The organism is Streptomyces sp. NPDC090741, assembly GCF_044769045.1.
Classification (GTDB): domain Bacteria; phylum Actinomycetota; class Actinomycetes; order Streptomycetales; family Streptomycetaceae; genus Streptomyces.
On the sequence record NZ_JBIVXF010000016.1, the window covers coordinates 210,474 to 228,757 of the forward strand.

Consider the following 18,284-nt stretch of genomic DNA (forward strand, 5'->3'; position numbering starts at 1 on the left):
GACGCTGAAAATGCCGATCCGTACCGTCTGGCAGCGTGTCGGACGTGCGTGTGCGTCCCGGCCGTTACGAGTTGTCGACGAAGTACAGGAGCCAGCAGCGTGGACCGTCGTGCGACGCGCAATCCGATCGGGTCGAGCCTGGACGGTGATGCGGCGACGATGCCGCTGCCCGCACTGGTCGAGGCACAGGCACGCCGAGCCCCCGAGCACCCTGCCGTGGTCTTCGGCTCGACGGCGCTCAGCTACGCCGAGCTCGACAGCCGGGCCAACAGGCTGGCGCGACGGCTCATCGGCCTCGGAGCCGGCCCCGAGCAGGTCGTGGCACTGGCGCTGCCGAGGTCGGCGGACGCGGTGGTCGCGATGCTGGCCGTGCTGAAGACCGGGGCGGCCTACCTGCCGGTCGACCCGCGCTACCCCGCCCGGCGGATCGCCTTCATGCTGGCCGACGGCCGGCCGTCGGTCGTGGTCACCACTACCGCCGCGCGTGCCACGCTGCCCGAAACCACGGCCCCCGTCGTACTCCTCGACGACATCGACCTGACGTCGGGCGAGGACGCCGCGCCCGACGTCACCGTCAGCACCGCGAACGCCGCCTACGTCATCTACACGTCCGGCTCGACGGGTCTGCCCAAGGGAGTGGTCGTACCGCACCTGGGCGTCGTGAACCACATGCTGTGGCAGGCCGGCGAGTGGGCCATCGACGCGTCCGACGTGGTGCTCGCCCGGACCGCGTTCAGCTTCGACGCGTCCGGCTCGGAGATCTGGCTGCCGCTGATCGCCGGCGCGACGATCTGCATGGCACCCGACGACGTGCTGGGCCTGCCGCACCTGCTGCTCGGATACGCCGCCGAACACGGAGTCACGGTGGCCCAGTTCGTCCCGTCGCTGCTGGCCGTCGCGGTGCCCGCGATGCGGGATACCCCCGGTCTCGCCCTGCGACTGCTCTTCGTTGCGGGCGAGGTGCTGCCGCCCTCCCTGGCGGACGAGGTCGTCACCAAGCTGGGTGTGCGACTCGGCCACCACTACGGCCCGACCGAGGCCTCGATCGACGTCACGGCGTACGAGGTACTGGCCGGCGAGAGCCACCGCAACGTCCCCATCGGAACCCCGGTCGCGAACACGCAGGTCCACATCCTCGACAGCGCCCTGCGCCCGGTGGAGCCGGGCGCGGAGGGCGAGCTCTACGTGTCGGGCGTCCAGCTCGCCCGCGGCTATCTGGGCCGCGCGGACCTGACCGCACAGCGGTTCGTCGCCTCCCCCTTCGCCGAGGGCGAGCGGATGTACCGGACCGGTGACCTGGCCAGGTGGAACGCGGACGGCCTCGTCGAGTTCGCGGGCCGTGCCGACGACCAGGTGAAGGTCCGCGGTTTCCGGATCGAGCTGGGCGAGATCGAAGCGGCGATCACCGAACTGGCCGAGGTGTCCCAGGCCGTCGTGACCGTGCGCGAGGACCGGCCCGGACAGCAGCGCCTCGTCGGGTACTACGTCGGGACGGCGGAGACCGCCACGGTGCAGGACCGGCTGGCCGCCCGTCTGCCCGAGCACATGGTCCCGTCGGCGTACGTGGTGCTCGACGTGCTTCCGCTCACCCCGAACGGCAAGCTGGACCGCGCCGCGCTGCCCGCGCCGCAGCTCACCGGCGGAGCCGGCCGCGCGCCCCGCACGCCTGCCGAGGAGATCCTCTGCGGGCTCTTCGCCGACGTCCTGGGCACCGACCGGGTCGGCGTGGACGACGGCTTCTTCGACCTCGGCGGCGACTCGCTCATCGCCGCCCGCCTGATCAGCCGCATCCGTACCGCCTTCGACCGCGAGGTGTCGGTCCGCGCCCTCTTCGAGTCGCCGACCGCCGCCGGACTGGCGGCCCGCCTCGACGAGGCCGGCGCCGCACGGCCGCCGCTGGTCCGCGGCGAGCACCCGGACCCCATGCCGCTGTCGGACGCCCAGCGCGGGCTGTGGTTCCTGCACCGGCTGGAGGGCGCGAGTGCGACCTACAACATCCCCCTCGTCCTGCGCCTGGCCGGTGACCTGGACACCGAGGCGCTGCGCGCCGCCGTCCGCGACGTCGCCCGGCGGCACGAGACCCTGCGGACGGTGTTCCCGGAGACCGACGGCGTAGCCCGGCAGGTCGTCCTCGACGCGCCCGCCGAGCTCACCGTCGTCACCACCCCGGCCGTCGAGGACGCCGTGGCCGAAGCGGCCCGGTACCCCTTCGACCTGGACACCGAGGCTCCGCTGCGGGCCACCTTGTTCTCCCGGACCGGCACGGACGAGCACACCCTCCTGCTGCTGATGCACCACATCGCGGCCGACGGCTGGTCCGAGCGGCCGCTGATCGAGGACCTGTCCCTGGCCTACGCGGCCCGCCGCGCCGGACAGGAACCGCAGTGGGACGAACTGCCGGTGACGTACGCCGACTACACCCTGTGGAAGGGCGAGGCCGACGGCATCGAGTTCTGGCGGACCGCGCTCGACGGGCTGCCGCAGCTCGTCGAACTTCCCAGCGACCGCCCCCGGCCCCCGGCCGCGAGCTTCCGCGGCGGCGAACTGCGCACCCGCCTCGACGCCGACCTGCACCGGGAGGTGACCGCGCTCGCCCGGTCCACCGGCCGCACCGTCTTCATGGTGGTCCAGGCCGCGCTCGCTGCGCTCATGACCCGGCTCGGCGCCGGCACCGACATCCCCCTCGGCACGCCGTCCGCGGGGCGTTCCGACGAACAGCTCGACGGACTCGTCGGCTACTTCGTCAACACGCTCGTCCTGCGCACGGACACCTCGGGCGACCCGACCTTCCTGGAGCTCCTGGACCGGGTGCGCAACACGGCCGCGGCCGCCTACCCGCACCAGGACGTTCCGTTCGACCGGCTGGTCGAGGCACTCAACCCGGCGCGGTCCCTCGCGCACCACCCGCTGTTCCAGGTGATGCTGACCTTCGAGAACCTCGGCCTGGCCGGGGTCGACATGCCCGGCCTTACCGTCGAGGTGGACGAGGCCGCCACAGGGGTCGCCAAGTTCGACCTCGACCTGCGCCTGCAGGAACGTTTCGCGGCCGATGGCACTCCGGCCGGCGTGGACGTGGTCGCCGAATACGCCACCGACCTCTTCGACGGTTCCACCGTCGACGCACTGGTCTCCCGCCTGGGTCGGCTGCTGCGCGCCGCGGTGGCCGACCCGGGACGCCGGATCGCCACGATCGACCTGCTCACCGACGGCGAACGCCGTGCGCTCTCCGGCCGCTCCCACCGCGTCGTCGACGAGAACGGCGAGCCGGTGCCCGACGGCGTGGCCGGAACGCTCGACGGTGCCCCGGCCCGGTACACCACCGACGGCCGCCTCGAACTCCTCGCCACGCCGGTCGTCGTGGGCGGCGCGCCGCTCGACGTCTCCCGCACGGTCACCGCCCTGCTCGCCCACCCCGCGCTCGTCGAGGCGGCGGTGGCGGACGGCCTCGTCGCCTACGTCGTGACCGCGCCCGGGCACTCCGTGCGCTCCGTCGACCTGCGTGACCACCTCGCCCGCGTGCTCCCCGACCACCTCGTCCCGAACACCTACGTCACGCTCGCCGAGCTGCCGCGCACCGAGGACGGCCGCCTCGACACCGGCGCGCTGCCCTCTCCCGGGATCGAGGACCACCCCGAGGCGGCGGGCACTCCCGAGGAAGAGCTGCTGGCCTCGCTCTTCGCCGAGCTGCTCGGCCTGGCGCACGTCGGCCCGAACCAGGGCTTCTTCGACCTCGGCGGCGACAGCATCGTCTCCATCAAGCTGGTCAGCCGCGCCCGCAAGGCAGGGCTGCGCATCACCCCGCGGGACGTCTTCGAGCACAAGACCGTCGCCCGCATCGCGGCGGCCGCCCGCACGGCGGCGCCCGCCGCCCCGGTCGTCCAGGACGTCGCGACCGGCACCCTGCTGCCCACGCCGGTCATGGCGGACCTGCGCGACCTCGGCGGTCCCGTCGCCGGATACCACCAGTCGATGCTGCTCGTCGTGCCCGCCGAACTCGGCACCGAGCGGCTGACCGCCGCACTGCAGGCGGTCGTCGACCGGCACGACGCGCTGCGGCTGACCCTGGACGAGGACTGGCAGCTCTCCGTCCCCGCTCCGGGCTCCGTCACCGCCGCCGTACGGCGCGCGGACGTCGCCGGCCTCGACGCCGAGGCGCTGGGCCGGGCCGTCGAGGAGCACAGCAGGGCCGCACAGGCCGAACTGGACCCGAGCAAGGGCGACCTGGTGCGCGCGGTGTGGTTCGACGCCGGAGCGGAATCCGGGCGGCTGCTGCTGCTCGTGCACCACTTGGCCGTGGACGGCGTTTCCTGGCAGCCCCTGCTCGGCGACCTGCAGGCCGCCTGGGAGGGCGAGACCCTCGAAGCCGTCGGCACCTCGTTCCGGCGGTGGAGCGCACTCCTCGACGAGGAGGCGGACCGCCGCACCGGTGAACTGGCCCTGTGGCGATCGGTGCTGGACACGCCCGACCCGCTGTTCGGCGGCCGGCCGCTCGACCCCGCCACCGACGTCCGGGCCGCGGCCGGGACGCTGACGCTCACCCTGCCGGCCGACGTCACCGGGCCGCTGCTCACCACGGTCCCCGCCGCCGTGCGCGCCGGCGTGCGCGACGTACTGGTCACCGGTCTCGCGCTGGCCGTCGCCGACTGGCGCGGCCGCCGCGGGGTCGACGCCTCCGCGCTGCTCCTGGAGCTGGAGGGCCACGGCCGCGAGGACATCGTGCCCGGCCTCGACCTCACCCGTACCGTCGGCTGGTTCACCAGCGCCTACCCCGTCCGGGTCGACCCGGGCAGCGCGGACGGCGTCCGTGCCCTGAAGCTCGTCAAGGAGCAGCTGCTCGCGGTGCCGGACAACGGCATCGGCTACGGCGTGCTGCGCCACCGCAACGCGCGGACCGCCGCGGAACTGGCCGGGTACGCCCGCCCCCAGCTGGGCTTCAACTACCTGGGCCGGTTCGACGCCCCCGGAGCGGCCGACTGGGCGCCCGCTCCGGAGGCCCCGGCGCTCGGTGCGGGCTTCGACGACGCGGCGCCGCTCGGCCTCGGCATCGAGCTGGACGCCGTGACCGTCGACCACGCCGACGGGTCGCGCCTCGTCGCGACCTGGACGTGGGCGCAGGGCCTGCTGACCGAGAACGAGGTACGTGACCTGGCCGAGGCCTGGTTCGCCTCGCTCACCGCGCTGGCGGCCGTGGCCACCGGCGGTATGACCCCGTCCGACCTGCCGCTCGTGGAGCTCTCGCAGGGCGACATCGAGGAGCTGGAGGGGGCCCTGCCCGGCCTCGTCGACGTGCTGCCGCTCGCCCCGCTCCAGGAGGGCCTGCTCTTCCACGCCCTCTACGACTCCGACGGCGCCGACGTCTACGCCGTCCAGGAGGTCTTCGCGCTGAGCGGCCCGCTGGACGCCGGCGCCCTGCGCGCCGCGGCGGCCGGCGTCCTCGACCGCTACCCGAACCTGCGGGCCGGCTTCCACCACGAAGGTCTGTCGCAGCCCGTGCAGGTGATCGTCGACGGCCTCGAACTGCCGTGGCGGGAAGTCGACCTCTCCGGGCTCGCCGAGGCCGAGCGCGAGCCCGCGCTCGCCCGCGTCGTGGCCGAGGCGCGCGCCGAGCGCTTCGACCTGGGCCGGCCGCCGCTGCTGCGGTTCACCCTGGTCCGGCTCGCCGAGGACGAGCACCGGCTGGTCCTCGTCAACCACCACATCCTCTTCGACGGCTGGTCCATGCAGCTGGTGCTGGACGAGCTGTTCGCGCTCTACCGCGGCGAGACCCTGACCGGGCCCGCCGCCTTCCGCGACCACCTGGCCTGGCTGGCGGAGCAGGACCGTACGGCCGCGCACGACGTCTGGCGCGGGGCGCTCGCCGGGCTCGACGCACCGACCCTGCTCGCCGAGCCGGGCACGGCGGCGCCCGCACGCCCCCTCCAGGTCTACTGCGACCTGCCCGACGCCGTGTCCGGGCGGCTCCAGGACCGGCTGCGCGAGTACGGGATCACCCTCAACACCGCCGTCCAGGGCCTGTGGAGCCTGCTGCTCGGAGCCCGCACCGGGCGCCGGGACGTGGTGTTCGGTTCCACGTACTCCGGACGCTCCGCAGAGCTCGCCGGCAGCGAGGCGATGGTCGGCATGTTCATCAACACGCTGCCCGTCCGCGTCCGGCTCGACGCGGACGAGTCCCTGCGGCAGCTGATGGAGCGCATCCAGGACGAGCAGTCACGGCTCATCGCGCACCAGTACCTCGGGCTGAACGACGTCCAGCGGATCGCGGGGCTGGGCGAGCTCTTCGACACGCTGACCGTCGTCGAGAACTACCCGCACGACGACGATGACGTGTGGCAGCCCGCGCCGGGCCTGCGGGCGAGCGTGCTGGAGGACCACGACGCCACCCACTACCCGCTGACCCTCTCCGTGCTCCCCGGCAAGCAGCTCAAGCTGCGCCTGGAGTACCGGCCGGACCTGCTGGACGCGGCGCAGATCGACGTGCTCGCCGCCGATCTCGTCCGCCTGCTCACCGCCTTCGTGAACGACGCCTCCGCGGCCGTCGGCGAGCTCGTCGAGGCGGGCGCGGCAGCCGTCGCGACCGTGCCGGCCGCCGCACCGGCCGCCGCGCCGGCGATCGAGCGGGCCCCCGCGGCCGACGCCGCCGTTCCGCTCTCCTACCGTGCGCCGCGGACCCCGGAGCAGGAGATCCTCTGCGGTCTCTTCTCGGCCGTGCTCGGCGTGCCGACCGTCGGCATCGACGACAGCTTCTTCGACCTGGGCGGGCACTCGCTCACCGCGATCCGGCTGCTCAGCCGCATCCGTTCGATGTTCAGCGTGGAGCTGGCCATCCGGCACCTGTTCGAGGCACCCACCGTCGCCGAACTCGCGGAACGGATGAAGGGCGCCGAGCAGTCCAGGCTGACCCTCGCCCCGATGCCGCGGCCGGAGTACGTCCCGGTCTCGGCGGCGCAGTGGCGCCTGTGGTTCCTGTACCGGCTCGAAGGCCGCAGCGCCACCTACACCGTGCCGCTGCTGCTGCGGATGTCCGGGGCCCTCGACCGGGCCGCCCTGGAAGCCGCCTTCGGCGACATCGTGGCGCGGCACGAGAGCCTGCGCACCCGCTTCCCCGAAGTGGACGGGCAGCCCTACCAGCTGATCACCGACGCCGAACAGCCGGAGGTCACCCTGGTCGAGACCGACGAGGCAGGCCTCGCCGAGCAGCTCGCCGTCGCCACCCGGTACGGCTTCGACCTCGCCACCGAACTGCCGCTGCGGATCACCCTGTTCCGCCTGTCGGAGACCGAGCACGTCCTGCTCTTCCTCCTGCACCACATCGCCAGTGACGGCTGGTCGGACGCACCGTTCGCCCGGGACCTCTCCGTCGCGTACGGCGCCCGGCTGGAGGGACACGCGCCGGCCTGGCCCGCGCTGCCGGTCCAGTACGCCGACTACACGCTGTGGCAGCAGGAACTGCTCGGCTCGGAGAACGACCCGAAGAGCCTGCTGTCGCAGCAGCTCGCCTACTGGCAGGAGAACCTCACCGGCCTTCCGGAGCAGCTGGAGCTGCCGACCGACCGGCCCCGGCCGGCCGCGGCGAGCTTCCGCGGCGACGAGGTCCGCTTCGAGCTCGACGCCGAGCTGCACACCCAGCTGCTGGAACTCGCCCGCCACACCAACACCACGCTCTTCATGGTGTTCCAGGCCGCCGTGGCGGGACTGCTCACCCGGCTCGGCGCCGGCGACGACATCCCGCTCGGCGGTGTCATCGCCGGACGGACCGACGAGGCGCTCGACGAGCTGATCGGCTTCTTCGTCAACACCCTGGTGCTGCGCACCGACACCTCCGGGAACCCGACCTTCCGGGAGCTGCTCGCCCGGGTCCGGGAGACCGACCTGGCGGCTTACGCGCACCAGGAGGTGCCGTTCGAGCGACTGGTCGAGGTGCTGAACCCGACCCGCTCCCTCGCGCACCACCCGCTCTTCCAGGTCATGATCCTCTTCCAGAACAACGCCGAGGCGGACCTGGGCCTGCCCGGTCTGCGGGCCGGTCTGGAGGACGTCGGCTCCGGCGTCGCCAAGTTCGACCTCGACTTCGACATGGAGGAGAACCACGGCCCCGACGGTGAGCCCGCCGGGCTGTCGGGCCTGGTCGAGTACGCCACCGACCTGTTCGACCGGTCCACCGTGCAGGTGATCGTCGACCGGCTGGCCCGACTGCTCCGGTCCGTCGTGGCCGACCCGGACCAGGGGCTGTGGCAGACGGACATCCTGGCCCCGGCGGAACGCCGGGAGCTGCTGGAGCAGTGGACCGCGCCCGCCCCGACGGCGTCGGAGCGGACGACCGTCCCCGCGCTGTTCGAAGCCGCCGCCGCCGCGCACCCCGCAGCGACCGCGCTCGTCGACGGCGCGGAGCGCCTGACGTACGCGCAGCTGAACGCACGGGCGAACCGACTCGCCCACACCCTCGTCGCGCAGGGCGTGGGCCCGGAGTCCGTGGTCGCGCTGGCCCTGCCGCGCGGCGCGGACCTCGTGGTGGGCGTCCTCGGCGTGCTCAAGGCCGGCGGCGTCTACCTGCCGCTCGACCCGAACTACCCGGCCGAGCGGATCACGTTCGTCGTGGAGGACGCCCGTCCGGCCGCCGTGGTGACCAGCTCCGCCGTGGACGTGGCACTGCCCGAGGGCATCACCCGCGTCGTCATCGAGGAGCTGGCCGACGGCCCCGTCACCGACCCGGCCCGCCCGACGCTGCGCCCGGACAACGGCGCGTACATCATCTACACCTCCGGCTCCACGGGTCGGCCCAAGGGCGTGGTGATCCCCCACCAGAACGTCGTGCGGCTCTTCACGCAGACGGAGCAGTGGTTCGGCTTCGACGAGTCCGACGTGTGGACGCTGTTCCACTCCTACGCCTTCGACTTCTCCGTCTGGGAGCTGTGGGGACCGCTGCTGTGCGGCGGCACGCTCGTCGTCGTGCCGCAGGACGTCAGCCGGTCGCCCCTCGACTTCCTGGGGATGCTCCGGGACGAGCGCGTCACGGTGCTCAACCAGACCCCGTCCGCCTTCTACCAACTCATGCAGGCCGATGAGGAGAATCCCGGCACGGACCTGGCCCTGAGGTACGTGATCTTCGGCGGTGAGGCGCTCGACCTGGGACGGCTCTCGTCCTGGTACGACCGGCACGCCGACGACTCTCCCGTACTGGTCAACATGTACGGCATCACCGAGACCACGGTGCACGTCACCCACCACGCGCTCGACCGCGTCTCGGCGGCCGCCACCGCCAACAGCGTCGTCGGCGTCGGCATCCCCGACCTGCACGTGTACGTCCTCGACCAGGGTCTGCAGCCCGTCCCGGCAGGCACCACCGGCGAGCTGTACGTCGCCGGCGCCGGCCTGGCCCGCGGCTATCTGGGCCGCCCCGGCCTCAGCGCGCAGCGCTTCGTCGCCGACCCGTACGGCGCGCCCGGAACCCGTATGTACCGCACCGGCGACCTGGCCCGCCGGGCCGCCGACGGCACGCTGTCCTACTTCGGCCGGGCCGACGACCAGGTGAAGATCCGCGGCTTCCGGATCGAGCTCGGCGAGATCGAGTCCGCCGTCCTCGGGGCGCCGGACGTCAGCCAGGCCGCCGTGATCGTCCGCGAGGACCAGCCCGGTGACCCGCGGCTCACCGCGTACCTCGTCGGCGGTGACACCGCCCGCGTCCGCGACCACGTCGCGGCGGCACTGCCCGCGCACATGGTCCCCGCCGCCTTCGTCACGCTGGACCGGCTGCCGCTCACCCCGAACGGCAAGCTCGACCGCAAGGCCCTGCCCGCGCCCACGCTGGCCGGTGCCGCGGAGGGCCGGCGCCCCCGCAACCCGCGCGAGGAACTGCTCGCGGTCCTCTTCGCCGACGTGCTGAGCGTGGACCGGGTCGGGATCGACGACAACTTCTTCGAACTGGGCGGACACTCGCTCCTCGCCACCCGGCTGATCAGCCGCATCCGGTCCGCGATGGGCGTGGAAGTGCCCGTCCGGGCACTGTTCGAGACGCCGACCGTCGCCGGGCTCGCCGGCTGGACGGACCAGGCGGGCGAGGCCAGGCGCGCCCTGGAGCCCATGCAGCGCCCGGAGCGGGTGCCGCTCTCCTTCGGCCAGCGCGGACTGTGGTTCCTCAACCGGCTCGAAGGCCCCAGCTCGACGTACAACGTGCCGCTCGTCATGCGGTTCTCGGGACCGCTCGACGTTCAGGCGCTGCGGGCCGCCCTGCACGACGTGGTCGCCCGGCACGAGGGGCTGCGCACCCTGTTCCGCGAGGCCGACGGTACGCCGTACCAGCACATCGTCCCCGCGGACGAAGCAGTGGTGGACCTGATCGTCGCCGACGCCGACGACGAGCAGCACCTGGAGTCGGCGCTCGCCGAGGCCGCGCAGTACCACTTCGATCTCGTCGACGAACTGCCCATCCGGTGCACCCTGTTCCGCCTCGGCGAGCACGAGCACGCCCTGCTGCCGCTCATGCACCACATCGCCAGCGACGGCTGGTCGGAGACGCTGCTCGGCGACGACCTCTCCGTCGCCTACGCGGCACGGGCCGAGGGACGCGCCCCTGACTGGGCGCCGCTGGCCGTGCAGTACGCCGACTACACCCTCTGGCAGCGTGACCTGCTCGGACGCGAGGACGATCCCGAGAGCGCGATCTCGCGGCAGCTCGCCTACTGGACCGAGACCCTGCGCGGCCTGCCCGAGCTCGTGAACCTGCCCACCGACCGGCCCCGGCCGCCGGTGGCCACGTACGGCGGCGCCGAGGCGCCGCTGCGTCTGGACGCCGCACTGCACGACGCCCTGCTGCGGCTGGCCCGACAGGGCAACACCACTCTCTTCATGACGATCCAGGCCGGCCTGGCCGCCCTGATGAGCAGGCTCAGCGGCGACACCGACATCGCCATCGGCACCCCCGTCGCCGGGCGGACCGACGAGGCTCTGGAAGACCTGTTCGGCTACTTCGTCAACACGCTCGTGCTGCGCACCGATGTCTCCGGCGACCCCACGTTCGCCGAGCTGCTGGACCGCGTCCGCGAGACCGACCTGGCCGCGTTCGCGCACCAGGACGTGCCGTTCGAGCGCCTCGTCGAGGTGGCCAACCCCGTCCGGTCGCTCTCCAGGCACCCGCTCTACCAGGTCATGCTGACGTTCGAGAACTTCGACGAGGTCTCGCTGACCATGCCCGGCCTGGAAACCCGGCTGGAGGACGTGGTCGGCGACGCCTCCAAGTTCGACATGGACGTCCGTCTGCAGGAGAGGTACGGACCGGACGGCGAGCCCGCCGGGATCGTCGGCGAGATCGAGTACGCCACCGACCTGTTCGACCGGTCGACGATGGACGCGTTCGGCGACCGCCTGATCCGGCTGCTCACCGCGGCCGCCGCCGACCCCGCCGCGCCGGTCTCCGGACTCGACCTGCTCGCCGAGGACGAGCGGGACACCGCGCTCGTCGACGCCGAAGGACGGCTCGTGCCCCCGGGCGTGGTGGCCACGCTCGCCTCCGGAGAGCTGGCCCGCCGTACCGCGGACGGCGTCACCGAGCCGCTCGGACGCCCCGAGGACGTACGCGTGGTGCGCGGTTTCCGCGTCAACCCCGCGGAGGTCGCGGCCCGGCTGCGCGAGGTCTTCGCGGACGCCGCCGTCGTCGCCGGTTCCGCCCGGGTCGTCGCGTACGTCGTCCACGACGGCGACGCGACGGCCGCACGGCGCCTCGCCGAGTCCGTGCTGCCCGACTACCTGGTCCCCGCCAAGTTCGTCGTCGTCACGGAGGTACCCGCCGAACTCCCGGCCGAGGACGCCGCAGTCGTCGCCGGGCGGCGCAGCCCGCGCACCCTCGCCGAGGAGATCATCGCCGGTCTCTTCGCCGAGACCCTGGGCGTCGAGGCCGTCGGCATCGACGACAACTTCTTCGACCTGGGCGGCCACTCGCTGTCCTCGATCCGCCTGCTCAGCCGGATCCGGTCCCAGCTCGGGACGGAGCTGTCGGTCCGGTCGCTGTTCGCCGAGCCGACGGTGGCGGGACTCGCCACCCGGATCGACGGCGCGGCCGCAGACCGGCCCGCGCTGGCCCGCAGGGAGCGTCCCGCCCGCGTGCCCCTGTCCTTCGCCCAGCAGCGGCTCTGGTTCCTGCACCGGCTCGAAGGCCCGAGCACGACCTACAACGTGCCGCTGCTGATCCGGCTCACCGGAGACCTCGACGTCGTGGCCCTCGAAGCGTCGCTGGGCGACGTCGTGGCCCGGCACGAGACGCTGCGGACGGTGTTCCCGTCCGACGCCGACGGCACCCCGTACCAGCGGGTGCTCGGTGTCGACGAGGCCAGGCCCGTCCTGGCCACCGACGTGGCAGAGACCGCCGACGCGGCCCGGCACACCTTCGACCTCGAAACCGAACCCCCGCTGCGCGCCACGCTGTTCAGCGACGGACCGGACGAGCACCGGCTGCTCCTGCTGGTCCACCACATCGCCAGTGACGGCTGGTCGACCGGGGCACTCGCACGCGACCTGTCGACCGCCTACGCGGCCCGGAAGGCCGGCCGGGCGCCGCGCTGGCCCGGACTGCCGGTTCAGTACGCCGACTACACGCTGTGGCAGGCCGAACTGCTCGGTGCCGAGGACGACCCGGAGAGCCTCGTCAGCCGGCAACTGGCGTGGTGGAAGGGAGCCCTGGACGGCATCCCCGAGCTGCTGCCCCTGCCGACGGACCGGCTGCGGCCCGCCGAGGCCACCCACCGCGGCGCCGAGGTCGCCATCCGCATCCCGGTCGAGCTGCACGGCCGTCTCCAGGCCGTTGCGCGCGAGACCAACACGACCCTGTTCATGGTGGTGCAGTCGGCCCTCGCCCTCATGCTGTCCAAGCTGGGCGCCGGAACCGACATCCCGATCGGCACCCCGATCGCGGGCCGGACGGACGACACCCTCCAGGACCTCGTCGGGTTCTTCGTCAACACCCTGGTGCTGCGCACCGACGTGTCCGGGTCCCCGTCCTTCCGGGAGCTGCTGGGCAGGGTCCGCGACGCGGACCTGGCCGCGTTCGCCCACCAGGACGTGCCGTTCGAGCGCCTGGTCGACGTGGTCCGCCCCGGGCGTTCGCTGGGCCACCACCCGCTCTTCCAGGTGATGCTCGTCTTCGAGAACGACGACGAGGGCGACTTCGCGCTGGCCGGTCTGAACGCCTCGTTCGACGAGGACGTAGAGATGGGAGCGGCCCGCTTCGACCTGACCCTGCACGTGCAGGAGGCGGTCGGCGCGGACGGCGCTGCGGAGGGCATCGGCATCGACCTGGAGTACGCCGAGGACCTCTTCGACGCGGGCACGGCGCAGCGGATGGCCGCGCAGTTCGTCCACCTGCTGGAGACGGTGAGCGCCGACGCGGACGTCGTCGTGGACCGGATCGCACTGCCGCAGGCCGTGCCCGGCCGCGACGCGGGGGCTCCGGCGCAGACGCCCACCCTGCTCGAACTGATCGGCGCCCGGCCGGCCGACGCCGTCGCGATCATCGACGGCGACGTCGAAACGACGTACGGGCAGCTGCTGGCGCAGCCGCCCGCCGGCATCCTGACCGCGCTCGTCAGCGGAGAACCGTTCGTCCTGCGCACCCGCACCGGTACGCCCGTGCACGTCCCGCAGGACGTCGTCGCGGCCCGGATCGCGGCCCGCCAGGGCGTCCACGGCCTGGACGCCTCAGACCGTGTCCGGGCGGCTGCCGCCCCCGGGACGGTGGGCGAGATCGACGAGGTGCTCTGGCCGCTGACAGCCGGTGCGACCGTCGTACGCGCCGGACGCACCTGCGCCCCGTACGACACGAGCTCCCTGCACGGTGCCACCACGCTGCACGTCACGCCCTCCGAGCTGGCCGAGCTCCTCCGTGACCCGGCGCTGCCCGCGGCCGGACTGCGGCGGGTGTTCTGCTCCGGCGAGGCCCTGGCCGAGCCGCTGCAGCGCGCCTGGTTCGACGCCGTCGACGTGCCGCTGTGGCACGGCTACACGCTGACCGAGGCGGCGGGCCCCGTCACGGAGCGCGCCTGCGACCCGGACGACTGGGACACCGTGGTGCCGCTCGGCACCCCGCTGCCCGGCAGCGTCCTGTACGTGCTCGACTCCGGCCTGTGCCCGGTTCCGCCCGGCGTCGTCGGCGAGTTGTACGTCGGCGGGCCGCTGCTCGGCTCCGCCCCGTCGGTGGTCGCCGATCCGTTCGGCGCCGAGGGCTCGCGGATGGTCCGTACCGGCGACCTGGTCCGCTGGACCGCGGACGGCGAGCTGGAGTTCGTCGGGGCGCCGCTGCCGCTGCCGGGCTTCACCGCCCACCCGACGCAGCTGGAGGCGGCCCTGACCGAGCACGGCGACGTCTCCCGTGCCGTCGTGGCGGTACGGGACGGCTCCCTCCTCGCGTACCTGGTACCGGCACCCGGCGCCACCGTCACGACCGGCGCCGTGGCCGCCTTCGCACGCGCCGCCCTGCCCGACCACCTGGTCCCGGCAGCCCTGGTGGTCCTGGACCGGCTGCCGCTCACCGCGGACGGCCGGGTCGACCGCGAGGCGCTTCCGGCGGCCGGCCCCGCCGGCACCGGTGCGGACCGGGCCCCCCGGACCCCGGCGGAGGAGATCCTCCAGGGGCTCTTCGCCGAGATCCTCGGCGTCGACCGGGTCGGCATCGACGACGGATTCTTCGAGCTCGGCGGGCACTCGCTGCGCGCCACCCGGCTGATCAGCCGTATCCGTACCGCGTTCGGCGTCGAACTCCCCGTGCGTGCGGTGTTCGAGTCGCCGACGGTTGCGGGTCTGGCGTTGCGTCTGGTGGGTGCGGACGAGGCGCGGGCTGCTTTGGTGGTGCGGGAGCGTCCGGGGCGGGTGCCGTTGTCGGCGGCGCAGCGTCGGCTGTGGTTCCTGCATGCGTTGGAGGGGCCGTCGGCGACGTACAACGTTCCGTTGGTGTTGCGGCTCGAGGGTGAGCTGGACGCGGGTGCGTTGGAGCTGGCTCTGGGTGATGTGGTGGGTCGGCACGAGAGTCTGCGGACGGTGTTCGCGTCGGTGGACGGTGTGCCGTATCAGCGGGTGCTGGCGGTGGCGGATGCGGGTGTGGTGCTGGAGGTGGTGGAGGTCTCCGAGGAGGGGCTTGCTGCTGCTGTGGATGGTGCTGCGGGGTATGCGTTCGATCTGTCGGCGGAGTTGCCGTTGCGGGTGACGTTGGTGCGGGTGGGTGAGCGGTCGTCGGTGCTGGTGGTGTTGATGCATCACATTGCGAGTGATGGCTGGTCGTTGGCTCCGCTGGCGGATGATCTTTCGGTCGCGTATGCGGCTCGGGTGGACGGTGGGGTGCCCGGCTGGGCTCCGTTGCCGGTGCAGTATGCGGATTACGCGCTGTGGCAGGCGGAGGTTCTCGGTGACGAGAGCGATCCGTCGAGCCCGGTCGGCCGCCAGATCGACTACTGGCGCACCACGCTCGGTGGTGCACCCGAACTGCTTGAGGTGCCGACCGACCGGCCGCGCCCGGCGGTTGCCTCCTACCGGGGCGGAGCCGTCGACATCGCTCTCGACACCGCGTTGCACGGCCGTCTGCTGGCCGTGGCCCGCGAGTGCGGGGTGACACCGTTCATGGTGGTGCAGGCCGCGGTCGCGGTGCTGCTCTCGCGTGTCGGTGCGGGCACGGACGTTCCGCTGGGCACGGTCGTGGCGGGGCGCTCGGACGAGGCCCTGGACGGTCTGATCGGGTTCTTCGTGAACACGCTCGTGCTGCGCACGGACGTGTCGGGCGACCCGTCGGTACGTGAGCTGCTGGCCCGGGTGCGGGAGACCGACCTGGCCGCCTACGCGCACCAGGACGTGCCGTTCGAGCGCCTGGTCGAGGTCCTGAGCCCGCAGCGCTCGCTCGCCCATCACCCGCTGTTCCAGGTGATGGTCGTCTTCGACAACAACACCGAGGCTTCGCTCGCGCTGCCCGGTCTCCAGGTCTCCGAGGGCGACTCCACCACGACGGTCTCGCAGTTCGACCTGTCGTTCGCCCTGTTCGAGCACCATGACGCCGACGGCAAGCCCGCCGGGGTCAGCGGCGAGATCGAATTCGCCGCAGACCTGTTCGACGAGGCGAGTGCCGGTGTCCTGGGCGAGCGGTTCCTGCGGGTGCTGGAGGGGCTGGTCGCCGATGTGGACGGCCCGGTCTCGGCGGTGGACGTGCTGTCGGCCGCCGAGCGCGGCCTGGTACTGGAGGAGTGGGCCGCTTCGGCCGGTGTGGTGGAGGAGGACTGGCAGTCCTTCCCGGAGCTGTTCGCGGCCCGGGTGGCTGCCGACCCCTCGGCGCCCGCGCTGGCGTTCGAAGGTGTCGAGCTGACGTACGGCGAGCTGGCGGCGCGCGTGGACGCGTTCGCCGGACACCTCGCCTCGCACGGTGTGGGGCCGGAGTCCGTGGTGGCCGTGGCGCTGCCGCGGTCGGTGGACCTGGTGGTGTCGCTGCTGGCGGTGCTGCGGGCGGGCGGTGCGTACGTGCCGGTCGACCCGAACTACCCGGCGGACCGGGTGGCGTACATGCTCTCGGACTCCCGGCCACTGCTGCTGATCACCGACAGCGCGACGCTGCCGGGGCTCGGCGAGCGCACCGTGCCGGTGGTGCTCGTGGACGAGCTGGACGAGAGGGAACTGTCCGGTGCGCTGCCTGCGGAGGTGCGGCTGAGCCCTGACCACCCGGCCTACGTGATCTACACGTCGGGTTCGACGGGCCGGCCCAAGGGCGTGATGGTGCCGCATCGCGGCATCGCCTCCCTGGCGCGGGCCCAGCAGGACGCCTTCGGCGTGGGCCCGGGCAGCCGGGTACTGCAGTTCGCGGCACTGAGCTTCGACGTGTCCGTCTGGGACAACGTGATGGGTCTGCTGTCGGGGGCGACCCTGGTCGCCGCTCCCGCGGAGCGGCTGATGCCCGGTCCCGACCTGGCAGCCCTCTGCGCCGAACAGGCGGTGACGCACCTGACCATGCCGCCTGCCGCACTGGCTGTGCTCGCGCAGGACGCCCTGCCCGCCGGCGCGACGCTCGTCGTGGCGGGCGAGGCGTGCGCGCCGGAGCTCGCGGCCCGCTGGTCGGTCGGACGCCGGATGGTCAACGCCTACGGCCCGACCGAGACGACCGTCATCTCCACGATGAGCGCGCCGCTCTCGGGCGGGAGCGTGGTGCCGATCGGCCGTCCGATCGTGGGGACGAGGGCGTACGTGCTGGACGCGGCCCTGCGTCCGGTGGCCCCCGGCGTCACCGGCGAGCTGTACGTGGCCGGTGCGGGCTTGGCCCGCGGATATCTCGGCCGTCCGTCGCTGACGGGCGAGCGGTTCCTCGCGGACCCGTTCGGCCCCGCCGGCTCGCGGATGTACCGCACCGGCGACCTGGTCCGCTGGAGCGCCGACGGTGAACTGTCCTATCTGGGCCGGGCGGACTCGCAGGTCAAGCTGCGCGGCTTCCGCATCGAGCTCGGTGAGGTGGAGACCGCCCTGAACGCCGTGGACGGCGTGGCACGGACCACCGCCGTGGTGCGTGAGGACCGTCCGGGTGACCGGCGTCTGGTGGCCTACTACGTAGGTGACGCGGACCCGGTCGCGGTGCGCGAGCAGGTGGCTTCCGGTCTGCCGGAGTACATGGTCCCGGCAGCCCTGGTGGTCCTGGACGAGATCCCGCTCATGCCCAACGGCAAGGTCGACCGGGCGGCGCTCCCCGCACCCCGGTGGAGTGCCACCGCCGCAGGCGGCGGCCGCCGGCCCGCCGACGCCCGCGAGGAACTGCTCTGCCAGATCTTCGCCGACGTCCTCGGCCTGCCCGCTGCCGTCGGTCCTGACGACAACTTCTTCGACCTCGGCGGGCACTCGCTGCTCGCCACCCGCCTCGTGAGCCGGATCCGCGCGTCCTTCGGGCGGGAGATCGCCATCCGTGCGGTGTTCGAGTCGCCGACGGTTGCGGGTCTGGCGTTGCGTCTGGTGGGTGCGGACGAGGCGCGGGCTGCTTTGGTGGCGCGGGAGCGTCCGGGGCGGGTGCCGTTGTCGGCGGCGCAGCGTCGGCTGTGGTTCCTGCATGCGTTGGAGGGGCCGTCGGCGACGTACAACGTTCCGTTGGTGTTGCGGCTTGAGGGTGAGCTGGACGCGGGTGCGTTGGAGCTGGCTCTGGGTGATGTGGTGGGTCGGCACGAGAGTCTGCGGACGGTGTTCGCGTCGGTGGATGGTGTGCCGTATCAGCGGGTGCTGGCGGTGGCGGATGCGGGTGTGGTGCTGGAGGTGGTGGAGGTCTCCGAGGAGGGGCTTGCTGCTGCTGTGGA

Annotated in this window: 1 protein-coding gene; it reads left to right on the top strand. The window is 73.0% G+C overall.

Going from position 1 to position 18,284, the window contains the following annotated elements:
- Positions 1–99: 99 nt before the first annotated feature.
- The coding region (locus tag ACIQU4_RS33905; RefSeq protein WP_403739004.1) for a non-ribosomal peptide synthase/polyketide synthase at positions 100–18,284 on the top strand (18,185 nt) is incomplete at its 3' end.